Raw genomic sequence first — 17,266 nt, 5'->3', positions numbered from 1 at the left:
CCTGACCTGAGCAAGCCCCTTCGCCTCCCCATTTCTCTTTTCTGCATCATGAAAACCTTTCTCACCCCCGCTTCGAATTCCCGCGTTGGCCGTGTGTTGCTCGGCCTGACTGTGGCTGCGCTAGCTCTGCCGCTGGCGGCGGCTGCCCAAACCGGTGGCCCCGGCGCCGTGAGCGGCAGTCTGGTGGAAGCGGCTTCTGGCCAGGCCGTGCCCTTTTCCGACGTGCTGCTGTTGCGCGCCGCCGACTCGACGTTTGTGGCCGTGGCCCAAACAACGGAGCAGGGCACTTTTAAGGCCAGCGCACTGCCGTTGGGAGCCTACTTGCTGCGGGTGCAGGACTTGAACTACCAAGTGTTGCGGCGCCGCTTCACGCTCACGGCAGCGGCCCCGGCCGTGCAGTTCCCGGGCTTGAAAATGGCGGCCGCTAAGGCAACTAAGCTGAATGAAGTGGTGGTGACCGGCCAGAAGGCCGCCGTGGTAGAAGAGCTGGGCAAACGCGTGATTAACGTGGAAAAAGACCTGAGCAGCGTAGGCGGCACAGCGGCCAACGTGCTGCAAAACGTGCCCTCGGTGAGCGTGGACGTGAACGGCACGGTTTCGATGCGCGGCACCTCCAACGTCACCATCCTCATCGACGGCAAGCCGGCCGGCGTGAGCAACGGCGGCTCGGGCGGCGGCCAGCGGCTCGACCAGATTCCGGCCTCGCGCATTGCTCAGGTGGAAGTTATTACCAACCCCTCGGCCAAGTACGACGCGGCCGGCGGCGGCGGGGTTATCAACCTGATTACGAAGAAAGAAACCCGCCCCGGCACCAACGGCACCGCGTCGGTTAACCTGGGTACCAACGACAAGTATAGCGGCAACATCAGCCTGAGCCGCAAAGTGGGCAAAGCCACTTGGAGCGGCGGTTACGACGGCCGCGACGTGACCTACGCCAGCAAAGGCCACTCGGAGCAGACGGCCCTGCTCGGCACCGAAACCGTGCGCACCACCCAGGTGGCCGGCGGCAGTGAAGGCCACCGCAACCACTCGCTGCGGGCCGGCGTGGAGCTGGAACTGCCCAAAAGCCAGACGCTGGGCCTGAACGCCAGCATTGGCACCGAGCGCAACCTGGAGAGCGAAGGCCAGGAGCTGACCCAGCAAACCAACAACGGCCCCGTGCAACGCGCCCGCGGCCAGCAGGACCTCGACGTGCAGGTGAAAGTGTATAACTACGGCGGCAACTACCGCCGCACCTGGGCCGAGCACAAGGGCCGCGAGCTGACGGCCAACTTCGGCGGCGTGGTGATTGACGCCACGGTGCCGGTAGTGCAGCGCCAATACGCCGAGGTGGGCACCATTGCCCAGCCCGGCACCCGCCAACAGCTTGACTTGATAGGCAACGTGCAGTTCGGGCAAGTGGACTACACCCGCCCGCTGGCCGACGGCAAGGGCCGCCTCGAAATGGGTGCCAAAATCGAACACCAGGGCAACCGCGGCAGCAACAGCTTTGGCTTCGCAGCCAACGAAAACCGCCCCAACGACTTCGAGAACGACCCCGCCCGTTCGCTCACCTACGCCTCCGACCAGCTGGTGCCGGCTGCCTACGTGACGGCGCAACACAGCCTCGGCAACAAGTGGAACGCCCAGGCCGGCCTGCGCACCGAATACACCTACCTGAGCGGCAGCATTGCAGGTGGCGTGGGCATTGCCCAGCGCGGCAGCCTGCAGCAGGACTACCTCAGCTTCTTCCCTTCGGCCCTCATCAGCCGCGACTTTGGCAAGGAGCCCGGCCAGAACCGCCTGCAGCTGAGCTACGCCCGCCGCCTCAATCGCCCCAACTTCATGCAGCAGCTCCCGCTGGCCATTTACCAGGACCCGCGCAGCTACCGGCTCGGCAACCCGCGCCTGCAGGCCGAGTTCAGCAACAACATTGAGCTGGGCCACCAACTGACCGTGGGCCAGGCCACCATCACGAGCACCGTGTTTGCCCGCATCACCACCAACAGCATCCAGCGCCTGCGCTTCGTGGACACCACGGCCACCCGCTTAGCCGGCAACTCGGGCCTGGTGATGGGTGAAACCTACGGCAACCTCGGCACCACCACCAACCTCGGCGCCGAGCTGAGCCTCAACCAGCCCCTGGCCAAGTGGTGGCGCCTGAACGCCAGCACCAGCCTCTACCGCGCCCAGATTGCCGGCAACGGCATCGCCAACAACCGCACGGCCCTGGTGGGCACCGCCCGCCTCACCAACAACTTCACCATCCGCCCCACCCTCGACCTGCAGCTGAGCGGCAACGTGCGCTCGGCCTCGCTCACCGCCCAGGGCCGGCAGCTGGCCTGGGGCCAGGTGGACCTGGCCCTGCGCCAGCGCCTGTTCTCGGACCGCGCCGCCCTCACCCTGCGTGTGTCGGACCTCTTCAACATGAACGCCTACCGCACCGAAATTGCCACTGCCGACCTCACCAGCACCCGCTACGCCAAAGACGAAACCCGCGTGGGCTGGCTGGGCTTCACCTGGTACATCGGCGCCAGCAAGGCCAAGCCGGGCCGCATCGAGGCCGCGCCTCAGGGCGGTGGCGGCTTCGGTGGCTGAGTAGCCTCCAAAGCCCGTCATGCCGAGCGGAGCCGAGGCATCTCGCTCGCTTCGTTTATCGGACTTGAATACTGCCGCACGCGAGATGCCTCGGCCGCGCTCGGCTGACGAACATAGAATACCACCCCCACTTTTCTCTCCTTTTTTCTGCAATGCAACCCCGTCGTCGGCCCGGTCCGGCGGCGGGGTTTGTGCTTTATCAAAATGACCTCGGAACGTCCTGCAGAGGCAGTGAAGCATAAAAGCCATTTTACGGGTGGGCCTGAAACGGGTGTTCTAAATAAGGACTGCCCGAATGCTTGTAATGCCAGCAGCCGTGCCGCGAATCATCCGTCGAATTTCAGCCCCCGGCCTGAGTGAAGCCGAAAGCGTAGCTTCGCCGCTGAACTCAAAATTCACCTGTTTCTTCCATCTTTTCTGCACACCTTTTTTCCATTCTTTCCGAATTCTATGTCAAAACAACTCCCCCTGGCGGTTGCGCTTCTACTGGCCGCAGGTACCGCTTCGGCCCAATCGGGCAAGGTGAAAATCAAGACCAAGCCCGGGCGCAACCCCGAAACCACCGCTGCCCCGGCGCCGGCCGCCGCACCCACCGATTGGTCGGTCACCTACGCCAACACCATCACGCCCGCCGGCCTCAAGGCCGACCTCGACGTGCTGGCCTCGGATGCCTACGAGGGCCGCGAAACCGGCAAGAAAGGCCAGAAAATGGCCGCCGACTATATCGCCAAGGCCTTTGCGGCCGATGGCCTGACCGGCCCCGTGACGGGTTCCGACAACCCCTATCTGCAGCACTTCACTATGAAGCGCACCACCCTCGACCTACCCGCCAGCACCGTGAAGGTGGGCGGCCAGACCTTCGAGGGCAAGCGCGACTTCTACGCGGCCCTGACGAAGGCATTTGCTACGCCCGCGCCGCTGCATCCGGTGTTTGTGGGCTACGGTATTAAGGACGATAAGTATTCCGATTTTGCGACGGCTGCCGACTACAAGGGCAAGGACCTGATTATGCTGGCCGGCGAGCCCCTGAATGCCCAAGGCAAGTCCTTGATTGGTCCCGACGGCAAGCCCAGCCAGTTTGCGCCGTCTTCGCTGGCGGGGTTGGGAGCACGGCGGTCCATTTTCGGGCTGGGCGCACGTTCCCTCATCATCGTAATGCCGACGGCCGCAGCTTATGCAGCTGCACCAAAGTCCTACGACCAGGTGATGGGCCACGAGGAGCTGGAGTTTGACGACGCCAAAAACAAGGAGTTTCAGTTCAACATCTTCGTGGTGTCGCCCGAGATGGGCGCCAAGCTGCTGGGCACCACCCCGGCCGGCCTCGACAAATACCGCCAGAGCGTGGGCAAAGCCGGCAAGCCGGTAGCCTCGCCCTTCAAGCCCGCCGCAGCCACGGTCCAGGCCAAGCTGAACTCCGAGCCCTTCACCACCGAAAACGTGCTGGGCTACCTCGAGGGCACAGACAAAAAGGACGAAGTTCTCGTGGTGTCGGCCCATTACGACCACCTCGGCGTGAAGGACGGTGTGGTGTTCAACGGGGCCGACGATGATGGCTCGGGCACGGTGAGCGTGCTGGCCATGGCCCGCACTTTTTCGCAGGCCAAAAAGGACGGCCACGGCCCGCGCCGCAGCATCCTGTTCCTGGCCAATACCGGCGAGGAAGAGGGGCTGCTGGGCTCGCAATACTACACCGACCACCCTGTGTTCCCGCTCGAAAAGACGGTGACCGACCTCAACATCGACATGGTGGGCCGCGTGGATAGCCTGCACATGGGCAAGGGCGACTACGTGTATTTGGTGGGTGCCGACCGCCTCAGCAGTGAGCTCAACACCCTGAGTGAGGCCACCAACCAGCAGTACAACCCCGTGGCCCTCGATTACAAATACAACGACCCGGCCGACCCCGAGCAGATTTACTATCGCTCCGACCACTACAACTTCGCCAAGCACAACGTCCCGATTATCTTCTACACCAGCGGCCTGCACCCGCAGTACCACAAGGCCACCGACGACATCGACCTCATCGATTTCCCGGCCATGGCCCGGCGCGACCAGCTCGTCTTCCACACGGCCTGGGCCCTGGCCCAGCGCGACACCCGCGTGGCCCTGAAGCCTGAGTTCATCTCCACCGGCTTCACCCCCGCCGCGGCCGACCTCGACCGCTACGCCGGCACCTATGCCAGCGCCCAAATTCCGCTCAAAATCACCTTCACCCACGAGGGCAACGCCCTCAAGGCCCAGGCCACCGGCCAGCCCGCCTTCACCCTCGAAGCCGTGAGCCCGGGCGTGTTCAAGTTCGACCCGGCCCAGCTCCGCGTGGAGTTTTCGCCCGACCAGCCCACCTTCAAGATGAAGCAGGGTGGCGCAGAGCTGGAGTTTAAGAAAGAGTAGCCTTGCGCCTTTCTTTCCGCCAGAAAGCCCCGTCGTCGGTTAAGTCCGGCGGCGGGGTTTTGTGCTTTTATCCATATTATTTACATATATTTCAAAAAATTTCAACATTCATCTTTTTTTATATGCCCAAACACTTTACTCTCTATTCCGCGGCACTGTTTTGCTTGGGCAGCTTCTCAACCTGGGCCCAGGAGTTCAAGCCTGCGCAAGTCGATAGCCTGCTTAATTCGCTGGTTGCTAATAAAAAGATGATGGGGAGCCTGGCCGTTTCCCACGATGGCAAGGAACTGTACAGCCGAGCCTTTGGCTACACGCAAACCGATGGAGCCACCACCATCCCGGCCGCCGCTACCACGCGCTACCGGGTGGGTTCCATCAGCAAGGTGTTCACGGCTACGATGATTTTCCAGCTGATTGAGGAGAAAAAGCTTACGCTGGAAACCCCACTGGCGACCTTTTTTCCGCAGTTGCCCAACGCCCAAACCATCACCATCGACCACTTGCTCAGCCATCACAGCGGCTTGCACAATTTCACCAACGACGCTGCGTACAAAGGCTACATGACCCAGCCGCAAACTCGGGCCCAGATGCTGGCCCGAATGGCAGACATGAAGCCTGACTTTGAGCCCGGCACCAAAGCCGCTTACAGCAACACCAATTTTGTTTTGCTCGGCTATATCGTGGAGGACCTTACCAAAATGCCTTACGCGAAAGCCCTGGAAAAGCGCGTGGTAAATAAGATTGGGCTGAAAAACACCTACTACGGCGGCAAAATCACCCCCCGCAAGCAGGAAGCCCTGCCGTATGAAGCCAGCGACGGCGTCTGGAAGTTGGCGCCCGAAACCGACATGAGCATTCCCGGCGGCGCGGGCAGCGTGGTTTCCACGCCCACCGACCTAAATCATTTCCTCGAAGCACTCTTTGGCGGCCAACTGGTGTCGGCCGCCAGCCTGGAAGCCATGAAAACCGTGCGCGACGGTTACGGGCGCGGCTTGCTTAAAAGGACGCTGGGCGACCGGGTGAGCTACGGACACGGCGGCGCCATCGATGAATTTCGCTCCGACATGTTCTATTTCCCCGCCGAGAAGCTCACGCTGGCCATCACTGCCAATGCCCAGAGCTACCCCGTGAGCGAGGTAGCGCGGGCCGCGCGGTGGAGCTACTTCGGGCAGCCCTATGCCCTGCCCCATTTTGAGGCTTCCACCTACGTGCCGGCCGCCGCTGACCTTGACCGCTACGTTGGCACCTACGCCAACCCAAAGGTGCCATTGAAAATCACCATGACACGCGACGGCAATACGCTCAAATCACAGGGCACCGGCCAGTCAGTGCTTACCATGGAGGCCTTGCGCAAAGACGTATACAAATTTGACCGGGCTGGCATCGTGGTCGTATTCGATGCAAACAAGCCCAGCTTTATGCTGAAACAGGGCGGCGTCGAAACCGAGTTTGTGAAGGAATAGCCGGCGCTCTCGGCGGAAATAGCCGCAGTTGCATTTGAAGCAAGCGCCGCTTTCCTCCACCGAGGGAAGCGGCGTTTTCGTTCTCAGCCCTGCCTACCTTTGCCCCGTTATGCAAAAACCGAGTATTCCCAAGGGCACCCGCGATTTTGGCCCCGCGCAGGTGGCGCGCCGCCAGCACATTTTCAACGTCATCCGCCGCACGTTTGAGTCGTTTGGCTACGCGCCGCTCGAAACCCCGACGCTGGAAAACCTGTCGGTGCTCACCGGCAAGTACGGCGACGAGGGCGACCAGCTTTTGTTCAAAGTGCTGAACTCCGGCGATTTTGCCAAGGACGTGACGGCTGACGACCTGGCCACCGGCTCGAAAGCCCTGCTGCCCAAAGTGGCCGAAAAAGGCCTGCGCTACGACCTCACCGTGCCCTTTGCCCGCTACGTGGCCATGAACCGCGGCACCCTCACTTTCCCCTTCAAGCGCTACCAGATGCAGCCCGTGTGGCGCGCCGACCGCCCGCAGCGCGGCCGCTACCGCGAGTTTTATCAGTGCGACGCCGACGTGGTGGGCACCGACTCGCTGCTCTGCGAAGCCGAAATTGTGCTGATGATGGCCCAGGTGCTCGGCGGCCTCGGCCTGCACGACTTCACCATCAAAATCAACCACCGCGGGGTGCTGCGCAACATCTACCAGGCGCTGGGCGGCGAGGGCCGCGAAACGGACCTGTTCGTGGCCATTGATAAGCTCGATAAAATCGGCCGCGACGGTGTGAGTAAGGAGCTGCTGGAACGCGGCTTCTCGGCGCCGACTATCGAGACGCTGTTTGAGCTGCTGACAGTGGAAGGTACCTACGAGGAGAAGCTGCAGCGCCTGCTGGCCGGCTTCGTGACGGCTGGCGTGGAGCCCGACGGCGTGCGCCCCACCGCCCCCGATGTGGAGGCCGACTCGCCCGAGCCGCTGGCCAACTACCGCGGCCTCACCGAGCTGGCCGAGGTACGCGACCTGCTAGTGGCCTCCGGTTTTCGGCAGTTCGACCGGCTGGAGTTTGACCCCACGCTGGCGCGGGGCCTCTCCTACTACACGGGCTGCATTTTCGAAGTCAAAATCAACAACGTGCAGATGGGCAGCGTGAGCGGCGGCGGCCGCTACGACAACCTCACGGGCTCGTTCGGGCTACCCGGTGTATCGGGCGTAGGCTTCTCGTTTGGCGTCGACCGGCTGTACGACTGCTTAGAGGCCCTGGACCTCTTCACGGTGACGGGCGAGACGCCTACCCGCTGCCTCATCACCCACTTCGACGTGGCCAGCGGCCGGGCCGCCCTGCCGTTGCTGGCCGAGCTGCGCGCCGCCGGCATCCCCAGCGAGCTGTACCCCGACGCCAGCAAGCTGCAAAAGCAGTTTAAGTACGCCGATGCCAAGGGCATTCCGCTGGTCATCATCATGGGCCCCGAGGAAGCAGCGGCCGGCGTGGTGAAAGTCAAAATCATGCAAACCGGCGTGGAGCGCGTGCTGCCCGTAGGCAAAGTGGTGGCGGCCCTGACGGTGGAATAGTAAAGTGTGTGAGTAGGTGTAAGAAACACGAAAGCTCCTGCCGTGCGGCAGGAGCTTTCGTGTTTTAAAGAAGGCAGAGGCGGATAACTGTGCCGCCTCACCGGATAGGGGCCTTGCTTGCACTACTTCAACGGGAGGCGTACACGCGCTGCACGCGGCGGTCGGCGCTGAACTGCTGGGCCAAGAGGGTCGGGTTTTGAGCCGCGGCAGCGGGGTTGCTGAGCACCTGCGCCAGGGATTGGTTGAGCTGGGCCATGGTGCGGCGGCAAACGGGGCGGTTGCTGGTTAGGTTCAGGCATAGGTTGTCGATGCGCTCTTCGTACACCAGCTGGTCCTGCGAGTTGTAGAAGCGCACAGTGGTGTAGTCGTGGGTAAGGCGGTTGGTTTCGACGTTCCAGTAGCCGGCGGGGGCGGTGGAGGGGGTGGGCGTTTGGGCCTGGACCAGCGTCGATGCAAAGACAAGCAGCAGCGGGCTGAGGCGGAAAAGAAGGGGGGCTTTCATGGCTTATGGGAACAAAGGGCGGATGATGAGAATGGCTGAACCAAGCCGCGACCAGTGCAACCGGCCGTCGACTAAGCCAAAGGTGCAGTAGCTGGAAACCCATTGCTGGCCTATTCGCCCGGCGGCAGCGGGCCGCGGAAACACAGCGCTGGGCCGTCGACCAACTACGGGTTGGTCGTTGGTCGATGAAGCCAAGTAGTTGGTCTACAAAGCCAATTTGCTACTTGACAGCCACTCAAGAATGGTTACATTTATATTCTTATTAACTCTTTCTCGCATCATGACTCAGGCAATCCCTCCCCGGCTGGCGCGTGCCCTGCAGCTCATCGACGAACGGTGGTGGCTGCGGCATGGCCTGTTCTGGCTGGCCAGCGGCTCCTTCATGCTGTGGCTGTACCTCTACGGCCTGCACATCACCCCAGAATGGCGCGTGGGACTGGTGAACACCGTGCTGCACCAGGCTTACTTCGCGCTGCTCACTTACGCCTTGCTGTATGGCGTGCTGCCTGCGCTGTGGCAAGACCAGGGCCGGAACCGATTTGTGGCCAGACTGGCGGCCTGGGCCGTGGCAAGCTGCGTGGTGCACTATGCCTTCCGCTACTTTGTGGTGGTGCCCTGGAATCGCGGCGTTAGCTCCGAATATCAAGAGCTGCACAACGCTTTCACAGTGTGTTGCATTCTACCCCCGCTGTTCACGGCGGCCATCGCGGCCAGCTTGCGAGTGTACCGGCAGTGGCAGCAGCAGCGCTTGGCCAACTCGCAGCTCATGCGCGAGAACTTCCAGGCCGAGCTGCAGCTGCTAAAGGCCCAGATTCACCCGCACTTTCTGTTCAATACCCTCAACAACCTGTACGCCCTCACGCTGCGCCAGTCCGACGAAGCGCCCGACGTGGTGCGGCGCCTCGCGGGCCTGCTCCGCTTCGTGGTGGAGCAGAGCCACACCCCGCTGGTGAGTTTGCGCGCCGAGCTGAACCTGCTGCGTAACTACCTGGCCCTGGAGCAGCTGCGCTACGGACCCCGCTTGCAACTGGGGCTGGAAGTGGGCGAGCTGCCGGCCTCGGGTCGTATTGCGCCGCTGCTGCTGCTGCCGCTGGTTGAAAACGCGTTTAAGCACGGCTCGGCCGAGCAGGTGGGCCACTGCCGCATTCACATTCGGCTGGCCGCCGCCGCCGGCTGGTTTACGTGCCGCATCACCAACACTAAAAACGCCGAGCCGGCGGACTCCCGGGCCGGCATTGGGCTGCACAACGTGCGGCAGCGGCTGGCGCTGCTCTACCCGCAGCGGCACCGGCTGACCGTGGAAGCCGGCGAGCATACGTTCTGCGTAGAGGTGGCCCTGCCCTTGCAACCCGCCGCCCGCCGCCTTTCGCCCTTGGCCCGCCGCACCGCGCGGCACGTGCGGGCGCGCCGTTCCGTTTCACTGGCCCAGCCGTTGCACGTATGAACCGCGCGTTGGCCTGGCGGGTGGCGCGGCACGGCCTGTTCTGGTTTGGCCTGTGGGGCTTCATGCTGCTGATTCAGCTGCCGGAGCACTTTGCCAACGGCCGCAATATCTACTGGCGGGAGTACCTGTTCATTCAGGTGCCCATTTCGCTGGTTTGCATCTATCCGCTGCTTTATTTCATGATGCCCCGGCTCCTGCGCGGGCAGGTGGCTCTGTTTCTGGGGCTGCTGGCGGTGTGGCTGGTGGCGGCCGCGGGCCTGGCCGGCCTGCAGTATGCTTTCTACCACCATGTGATACAGCCCCAATTGTTGGGCATGCCACCAGCCCCTCCTTTTCGCTGGCAGGAAGTGACAGGAGGCCTTACGTTTGGCTTCTTCGCCCTGGTGGCCACCGGTGGCATCGTGGCCTTCATCAAAGGCGTCAACCATTGGTACGAGCAGCGGCAGCTGAGCACCCAGCTGCAGCAGCAGCGCCTCCAAACCGAGCTGCAGCTGCTCAAGGCCCAATTGCAACCGCAGTTTTTATACCGCACCCTGCACACCCTGTACGAGCTGACCCTAAATAAGGCCGCCTCGTCGCCCGCGGCGGTGCTGCAGCTCTCGGCCCTGTTGCGCTACATGCTCTACGACAGCCAGCTCGACGCCGTGCCTCTGGCCGACGAAGTGGCCATGCTGCGGCACTACGTGGCCCTGGAGCAGCTGCGCCTCGGTACCGGTGTCGACGTGTCGCTGAGTTTCAGCGGCGACGAGACAGCGCATGACATTGCGCCGCTGGTGCTGCTGCCGCTCGTCGAAAACGCGTTTCGGCACGGCACCGGCCCGGCGCTGGAATGCCCCTGGATAAGCTTCGACCTGGTGGCCAAGCCGCATCAAATCACCATCAAGGTTATTAACAGCCAGGCCCACGGGGCCGAGTGGGGCGGCGAAGGCCTTGGCCTGCGCACCCTCCGCGCCCGGCTGGCGCGCCTCTACCCCACCCGCCACGAGCTGAAAATAGTATCGGAGCCCGACACCTTTCTGGTGATGCTGAATTTACGAGCTGCGCCCCTGGCTGCTGCCAGGCCAATGGACCAGCCGGTGCCCTCAACGCCTACTTACGCCACGGCAATATGAAAACTCGCTGTTTATTGGTCGACGACGAACCGCCCGCCCTGGAAGTGCTGGAAACCTACGTGCGCGAAGTGGCGCACCTGGAGCTGGTGGGCACCTGCGGCAACGCCCTTGAGGCCTTTGGCTTGCTGCAGCAGCACCCCGTCGACCTGCTGTTTCTCGACATCAAGATGCCCAAAATGTTGGGCACCGACTTTCTGCGCAGCCTGCGCCACCCGCCCCAGGTTATTTTCACTACCGCCTACCGCGAGTATGCCTACGAGGGCTTCGAGCTCGACGCCGTGGATTACCTGCTCAAGCCCGTGTCGTTGGAGCGGTTTCTTAAAGCCGTGGCCAAAGCCAGCCCGGGCGACGCCCCCGCCCTGCCGGCGCCCCCCGCCCCCGCCATTTCGGAAGCCTTCCTCTATTTCCGCATCGACCGCAAGATGGTGAAGGTGGTGCTGCGCGACATTCTCTACATCGAAGGCCTAAAGGATTACATCAAGATTCATCTGGTGGCGGGGCCGGCGCTGGTGGTGAAGCAGACCATCAGCGGCATGGAGGAAAAGCTCTCCGAAAGCAACTTTATGCGCATTCACCGCTCCTTTATAGTGGCCCTGGATAAAATTCGGACTTACAGCTCCCGCCACATCGAAGTGGCCAACCAGGAACTCCCGATTGGCCGCCTGTTTCACCAGCGGGTGGAAGAAGTGCTGGGCTGACGATTAAAAAGCAAAACGTCATGCTGAGCGAAGCCGAAGCATCTCTCCCGCGTCGCTAATTAGATTTAGGGGCGCGGTAAAGATGCTTCGGCTTCGCTCAGCATGACCGTTCAACTGAAATTGAAACCGACCTATTTAAACCCCAGCTTGGCGTTAATATTCTGCGCCACTCGCTTGCCCTGCACCAGTCCTTTTTCGATAGAAGGCCGGTAGTGAATGCCGCCATAAAGCCGGGAAAGGCCAGCTTCGGCGGCAGCATCTTCAAACGAAGCATAGGAGCGGGTGCCCAGGCCAAACTGCGCTTGGTTTTGGTCGGTGAAGGCGTAAGGAGAGCCGAAAACCTCAGTCAGCGCCTCCGCGGCAGCGCTGGACACTGTGGCGTGGCCCGCGCTGTACTCGGGGTGGCCGGGCGTCGTAATGAGCGGGCTCCAGCTGGCCTGGCCCGGCAGCTGCCGAATGTAGGACACCGGCCGCATCAGGTTGTAGGTGTACTTGGTTTTGAAGCAGCTAATGGTGGCGTCGTTCATGGCGATGCCCAGCTTGGCAAAGGCCAGCGCCGCTTTGTCGAGGGTAGAATTTTCGCGGGTCAGCACCTGCGCCAGGATGGAAATCCAGTGGCCATGGGGTGTGAAGCTGCGGCCATTCGGCGCGTCGTTCCAAAACAGCGCAATGGCGGTTTGGTCGGTGGTGCGGGAAGTGGCTTGGTTCATCACCTCTTTTGCCATGAGGTCGAAGGGCGAGCCGTCGGCTTGCGAGAAGGCCACGGGCGGACCGGGGTCGGCGTTGGCGCCGCTGCCGGCCACCAGCGGGCGGTTGCTGCCCCAGAACGGAAAGGCAGGGGCGCCAAACGCCGGCGGCGTGGGCACCCACGCGCCCGTGCCGGTGGGCGCCGTGTAGGTGGCCGGGTTGTCGTAGCCATCCGATTTCGACCAATCAAATACGGCCCCGGCCACTTTCTTCCCAAAGTCGATGGAGCGCGCTACGGCGTCGGCGTCGAGTCCGGCTTGCAGGGCCGTTCGGTTGGCGTTTTCCAGCGAGTCTACCGTTGCCAAGTTGGCCGCCGAGGTCGTGGCAAACATGGCCCGGCTGATGGCAGCCAGGGCCGCGTTGGCACTCAGCGGCCAGCTGTACTGCTTGGTTTTATCGGGCGAGGGCAGGGCACTGAGCCCGTTCAGCTGCCCGGCCAGAGAGCGGTAGCCGGCCATGCCGGGCATCACCGCTTCGTAGCCCGCCACACCGGCGTAGGCAAACGGCCGTCCTAAGGCATTGGTCGTGTTCACGGGGGTGGTGCGAGCCAGTTTCATCTCCAGGTTCAGCCACGAAACTGCAACCCCGGCGCGGTACGTGGCCGTAGCGGGCGAAGGGTCGGCCGGCTCAGTCGTATCGGAGCTGGAGCAGGCAGCCAGGGCGGGCAGGAGGGCCAGGGGCAGCCGCCGCAACACGTGGCCAATGGGGTACGAGCGAAGCGTTTGTAATGCGTCTTTCATGGCGATTTGGGCTGTGATGAGAATGGCTAACGCCTCGTTTGGAGGCAGTAATAATTCGTTCGGTACAATCCAAAATTGTCAGATTTGATGAGGCAGTGCTTGAATTGTAGCCCGGCTACCCGCGAGTGTCGACATACAACCGCAAACGACGGCCAAACGACAGGGTGGCTCAGCTGCTAGCCGAGCTGGAGCGTGGCAAGCTTGGCACAGCCGGGGAGTGCGCGCATCCTCAGCTCTGCAAACTCCGGAGTTGACCGGGCAGCCGGGGTACCGAAATGCCCCTATTTTTGCAGCCACCCCCAACCGCCCCTCACTCCTCTTTTAATGCCCACCCATACCATTTCGCCCGCGCAGCCCCTCACCCTGGCCGCGCTGGGCGCCGTGCTGGCCGACGGCCGCACCGTGCAGCTCGGCGACGACGCCAAAGCCCAGATTGCGGCCTGCCACGAGTACCTGCACCAGCGCCTGGCCCACGACGATAAGCCGATTTACGGCATCAACACCGGCTTTGGCTCCTTGTACAACGTGGGCATCGCGCCCGAGGAGCGTGCCCAGCTGCAGGTAAATCTGATGATGTCGCACGCTTGCGGAACCGGGGCCGAAGTGCCGCCGCACCTGGTGCGCCTCATGCTTTTCTTAAAAGCCCAGAGCCTGAGCTACGGCCACAGCGGCGTGCAGGTAGCCTCTGTGGAGCGCCTGGTGGCCATGTACAACCGCGAGCTGCTCCCCGTGGTGTACGAGCAGGGCAGCCTGGGCGCTTCCGGCGACCTGGCCCCGCTTGCACACTTGTGCCTTCCGCTGCTGGGCCTGGGTGAGGTGAACTACCAAGGGTACCGACTGGCGGCGGCCGATGCCATGAGCTTGTTTAGCTGGCAGCCCATTGCCCTGCAAGCCAAAGAAGGCCTGGCCCTGCTCAACGGCACCCAGTTCATGCTGGCCTACGCCGTGGACGGCGTGCTGCGCGCCCAGCGCCTGGCCAACGCGGCTGACGTAATTGGGGCCCTCTCAACAGAAGCCTTCGGGGGGTGCGACGACCCGTTCAACGAGAACCTGCACCGCATTCGGCCGCACGCCGGGCAGGTGACGGTGGCCCGGCGCCTGCGCGAGCTGCTGGCAGGCTCAGAGCTGCAAACCCAGCCGCGCCACGCCGTGCAGGACCCCTACTCTTTCCGCTGCCAGCCGCAGGTGCACGGTGCCTCGCGCGATGCCCTGGCCTACGTGGCCCAGGTAGTCGAAACCGAGTGCAACTCCGTGACCGACAACCCCAATATCTTCCCCGACGAAGACCTGATTCTGAGCGGTGGCAACTTCCACGGCCAGCCCCTGGCCCTGGCCCTCGACCACCTGGCCGTGGCTGTGGCCGAACTGGGCAGCATCTCGGAGCGCCGCACCTACCAGCTCATTTCGGGCCAGCGCGGCCTGCCCACCTACCTGGTGGCCGAGCCTGGCCTGAACTCGGGCCTGATGATTCCGCAGTACACCGCCGCTGGCATCGTGAGCCAGAATAAGCAGTTATGCACCCCCGCGTCGGTCGACAGCATTGTGAGCAGCAACGGCCAGGAAGACCACGTGAGCATGGGCGCCAACGCCGCCACCAAAAGCCGCCGCGTGCTCGACAATGTGGAGCAGGTGCTCGGCATTGAGCTGCTCACGGCGGTGCAGGCGCTGGCTTTCCGCCGGCCCGGCCGTACTTCGGCGGCGTTAGAGCGCGTGGTGCAGGCCTTTGGTGAAGAAGTTAAGTTTGTGGTGCGCGACCGAGTGCTTTACCCCGACCTGCACAAAGCTGCCGCATTTGTACGCACGTTTGATTGGCAATAAATAGGTAGGTGGGTTCGTCAAGGAGGGCAATTGTATTGCTCCAACCTGTGCGGCCTGAATTTTGTGCGTTACGGGCCTGTTGTGCTTTTCCTGCGATTTGAATGTAGCTTATGAATTGGGTTTACCGCTTTTGCTTGTTTCTGGCTTTGGGATTGAACCTGACAACAACGCACGCCCAATCCCCCCCGCCATCCCGTTGCGTCAGCACACCGCAGCCCGACAGTACTTTCTACGCGGTTGACATCCTGTCCAGCAGGCGGGTCACTTCTTTATGCGTGGGTCGGGCCGTCAGATTCGACCAGACTGTTGGCCGCAACATTCCCAACAATTTCCTCTACTACGGCGTGAAGCCCGGCGTCGGAGCGGCCGCCGACTTTCCGGCCTGCACCCCGGCCTCCGCGCCGAATGCACCTTTTGTGTACACGCCCACACGGGCTGATATCGGCATAATCACTGTTTCGGAGCTAGCCGCGGCCGATAACACATTGACGCCACCGCGCGGCTCAACTTACTACACCCGCACCTTCCGCGTCTACGACAACGCACCGCCCACTTTCACTGTGGCGCCATGCCCCGGCAGCAATGCACTGGTTACCATCACCGACGCTACTTACGACAGCTACACCGTCCAGGCCGGCACCGGCGCGGTCCTGACCATTGCAGCCGGCCAGCCGAAGGCAAATAGCATTCCCTTGAACGGAGCCACGTCCATAACGGTTCGGGGATTTTACACCGCCCCCAACTTGTGCGAAAGCCAGCCCTCGACGCAGACCGTACCGGCGCTGGCGGCTCCGCAAACTCCGCTTCTCTCTTCGTTCACGCTGCAAGCGCCCCTGCCCAGCGGCGCGGCCACGCTGGCTGTGGGCCAGCTGCCAGCTGGCTATACTTATACTCTACAACGTACCGATGCCAGCGCGCCCGGCGGCTACGCCACGGTGGCCAGCGTGCCGGCCGGCAGCACCAGCTTCGCGCTGGCTACTGTTACGAACAGCGGCTACCGCCTGCTGCGCACCGACCCATGCAACGGGCCAACGGACGCCTCTGAGCAGCTTTACCCCATCAGCCTAAGCGGCAATTCAACTCAGAACCGCAACCAACTGCTTTTCAGCGACGGCGGCGCGCCCGGCACGACCTATACCGTGACGCGCGATGACATTCCCTTCACTGCCTTCACCGTCATTCCCGGCGGCCTGGAAGATGCTACCGGAACCTGTAAGACCCGTTACCGCTACCGGGTGACGGCCACCTACCCGCGCGGCGGCAAGTCGGTTTCCAACGAAATCAACATCCTCACGCAGTCCAACCTACCGCCGCCCCAGCCCAAACTGCTGGCCAGCTTCAACGTGCGCAACGTAGTGGAGCTGACGCCATTGCTCACTCCCTCCACGCTGCCCGCCGGCAGCACGCTGTACTACCGCAAGGCCAGCGGCGGGGGCACACCGACCGACCTGGCCACCACCACCACTGCGCGCCCCGCACGCGACTCTACCGCTCTGGCCGACCTACGCGCCGCGCCACCTTGCTACTCGCTGCGCCAGACCGATGTATGCGAAAACCCATCGCCTGAAAGCGCCACCACCTGCCCGGCCCTGCTCAGCGCCAGTCCGGCCGATGCCGATGGCAGCACCGCCGTGCTGTCCTGGACGCCCTTCACCGGCCCCGACCCCAGCCAACCGGCCACCTACGTGCTCCTGCGCCTGGACTCCGACAACAATGTGCTGCCCGGCAGCGTGACCGTCACGGGCAATACTTACACCGACCTGACGCCGCCCACCGACCGGCAAGCGTTGCGCTACCGCCTCCAAATCAGTGGCGCGGGGCTGCCGGCGGGCATGTATAGCTATTCTAACATTGCCACCGTTACGCGGCAGCTGTTTCTCACCATTCCCACGGCTTTCACGCCCAACGGCGACGGGCTGAACGACGTGCTGGAAGTGAAAGGCAAGTACCTGAACAACTATAACTTTGTGGTGGTGGACCGCAACGGGCAGGAGGTTTTCCGGGGCACCAAGCGGGCCGATGTGTGGGACGGCACCATTCGGGGCCACGCCCCCGCCATGGGCTCCTACGTGTGGCGCTTCAGCCAGAACAACGAGGACGGCAGCCCCTTCACGGCCACGGGCACGGTCAACATTCTGAAATAAAGCGCGGGCCGGCTTCGGCGCGGCAACAAACCTTAACGCCCGTTTGGGCGTCTTGGGTAGGCAATGCGCCGGGTGGCACTGTTTCTG

The 17,266-nt window shown here is 62.9% G+C and carries 11 protein-coding genes; 9 read left to right on the top strand and 2 right to left on the bottom strand.

Annotated elements, in window-relative coordinates; genetic code table 11:
* The first annotated feature begins 48 nt into the window (after positions 1–48).
* The 4 genes from I2I01_RS20190 to hisS all read left to right on the top strand — a co-directional run bounded on the left by I2I01_RS20190 (position 49) and on the right by hisS (position 7,974).
* Positions 49–2,577 (top strand): TonB-dependent receptor domain-containing protein, encoded by a 2,529-nt coding sequence (locus I2I01_RS20190; RefSeq protein WP_196288332.1) that lies wholly within the window; start codon positions 49–51, stop codon positions 2,575–2,577.
* 450 nt (positions 2,578–3,027) lie between these two features.
* Positions 3,028–4,968: a M28 family peptidase gene (locus I2I01_RS20185; RefSeq protein ID WP_196288331.1), complete on the top strand. Its 1,941-nt coding sequence runs from the start codon at positions 3,028–3,030 to the stop codon at positions 4,966–4,968.
* Between the two features lie 122 nt (positions 4,969–5,090).
* Positions 5,091–6,431, top strand: coding sequence for a serine hydrolase (locus tag I2I01_RS20180; RefSeq protein WP_196288330.1), 1,341 nt, complete (start codon positions 5,091–5,093; stop codon positions 6,429–6,431).
* Between the two features lie 109 nt (positions 6,432–6,540).
* Complete coding sequence (gene hisS / locus I2I01_RS20175) at positions 6,541–7,974, top strand: histidine--tRNA ligase (RefSeq protein ID WP_196288329.1); 1,434 nt, start codon at positions 6,541–6,543, stop codon at positions 7,972–7,974.
* A gap of 127 nt (positions 7,975–8,101) precedes the next feature.
* On the opposite strand, the gene I2I01_RS20170 is transcribed toward hisS, so the two are convergent.
* Positions 8,102–8,476 carry a hypothetical protein gene (locus tag I2I01_RS20170; protein ID WP_196288328.1) on the bottom strand — a complete coding sequence of 125 codons (375 nt, stop codon included), beginning with the start codon at positions 8,474–8,476 and terminating at the stop codon, positions 8,102–8,104.
* Positions 8,477–8,756: 280 nt separating this feature from the next.
* Here I2I01_RS20170 and I2I01_RS20165 point away from each other — a divergent pair, with 280 nt between their 5' ends.
* Genes I2I01_RS20165 through I2I01_RS20155 form a run of 3 tightly spaced genes read left to right on the top strand, consistent with a single transcriptional unit; the run spans position 8,757 to position 11,730 of the window.
* A complete protein-coding gene (locus I2I01_RS20165) occupies positions 8,757–9,920 on the top strand; it encodes a sensor histidine kinase (protein ID WP_196288327.1) in 1,164 nt (387 codons plus the stop codon).
* Positions 9,917–11,032 (top strand): sensor histidine kinase, encoded by a 1,116-nt coding sequence (locus I2I01_RS20160; protein ID WP_196288326.1) that lies wholly within the window; start codon positions 9,917–9,919, stop codon positions 11,030–11,032. Before I2I01_RS20165 ends, I2I01_RS20160 begins: the two co-directional genes overlap by 4 nt.
* Positions 11,029–11,730, top strand: coding sequence for a LytR/AlgR family response regulator transcription factor (locus I2I01_RS20155; RefSeq protein WP_196288325.1), 702 nt, complete (start codon positions 11,029–11,031; stop codon positions 11,728–11,730). Before I2I01_RS20160 ends, I2I01_RS20155 begins: the two co-directional genes overlap by 4 nt.
* Positions 11,731–11,861: 131 nt before the next feature.
* On the opposite strand, the gene I2I01_RS20150 is transcribed toward I2I01_RS20155, so the two are convergent.
* The gene (locus I2I01_RS20150; protein ID WP_196288324.1) at positions 11,862–13,217 is read right to left on the bottom strand and encodes a vanadium-dependent haloperoxidase; all 1,356 of its coding nucleotides are present in this window, start codon (positions 13,215–13,217) and stop codon (positions 11,862–11,864) included.
* 324 nt (positions 13,218–13,541) lie between these two features.
* Between I2I01_RS20150 and hutH the strand changes: the two genes are divergently transcribed.
* Both hutH and I2I01_RS23600 read left to right on the top strand, forming a co-directional pair.
* Positions 13,542–15,035 (top strand): histidine ammonia-lyase, encoded by a 1,494-nt coding sequence (gene hutH / locus I2I01_RS20145; RefSeq protein ID WP_196288323.1) that lies wholly within the window; start codon positions 13,542–13,544, stop codon positions 15,033–15,035.
* Between the two features lie 275 nt (positions 15,036–15,310).
* Positions 15,311–17,179 (top strand): T9SS type B sorting domain-containing protein, encoded by a 1,869-nt coding sequence (locus I2I01_RS23600; RefSeq protein WP_196288322.1) that lies wholly within the window; start codon positions 15,311–15,313, stop codon positions 17,177–17,179.
* Positions 17,180–17,266 lie beyond the last annotated feature (87 nt).

It is taken from the genome of Hymenobacter properus, from assembly GCF_015694735.1.
Taxonomy (GTDB): domain Bacteria; phylum Bacteroidota; class Bacteroidia; order Cytophagales; family Hymenobacteraceae; genus Hymenobacter; species Hymenobacter properus.
This window is presented reverse-complemented; position numbering and strand designations above follow the sequence as displayed.

What these genes read in the sequence shown, in the direction of transcription:
- I2I01_RS20190 (WP_196288332.1), top strand. Translation starts at nt 49, where the DNA reads ATGAAAACCTTTCTCACCCCCGCTTCGAATTCCCGCGTTGGCCGTGTG.
- I2I01_RS20185 (WP_196288331.1), top strand. Translation starts at nt 3,028, where the DNA reads ATGTCAAAACAACTCCCCCTGGCGGTTGCGCTTCTACTGGCCGCAGGT.
- I2I01_RS20180 (WP_196288330.1), top strand. Translation starts at nt 5,091, where the DNA reads ATGCCCAAACACTTTACTCTCTATTCCGCGGCACTGTTTTGCTTGGGC.
- hisS (WP_196288329.1), top strand. Translation starts at nt 6,541, where the DNA reads ATGCAAAAACCGAGTATTCCCAAGGGCACCCGCGATTTTGGCCCCGCG.
- I2I01_RS20170 (WP_196288328.1), bottom strand. Translation starts at nt 8,476, where the DNA reads ATGAAAGCCCCCCTTCTTTTCCGCCTCAGCCCGCTGCTGCTTGTCTTT.
- I2I01_RS20165 (WP_196288327.1), top strand. Translation starts at nt 8,757, where the DNA reads ATGACTCAGGCAATCCCTCCCCGGCTGGCGCGTGCCCTGCAGCTCATC.
- I2I01_RS20160 (WP_196288326.1), top strand. Translation starts at nt 9,917, where the DNA reads ATGAACCGCGCGTTGGCCTGGCGGGTGGCGCGGCACGGCCTGTTCTGG.
- I2I01_RS20155 (WP_196288325.1), top strand. Translation starts at nt 11,029, where the DNA reads ATGAAAACTCGCTGTTTATTGGTCGACGACGAACCGCCCGCCCTGGAA.
- I2I01_RS20150 (WP_196288324.1), bottom strand. Translation starts at nt 13,217, where the DNA reads ATGAAAGACGCATTACAAACGCTTCGCTCGTACCCCATTGGCCACGTG.
- hutH (WP_196288323.1), top strand. Translation starts at nt 13,542, where the DNA reads ATGCCCACCCATACCATTTCGCCCGCGCAGCCCCTCACCCTGGCCGCG.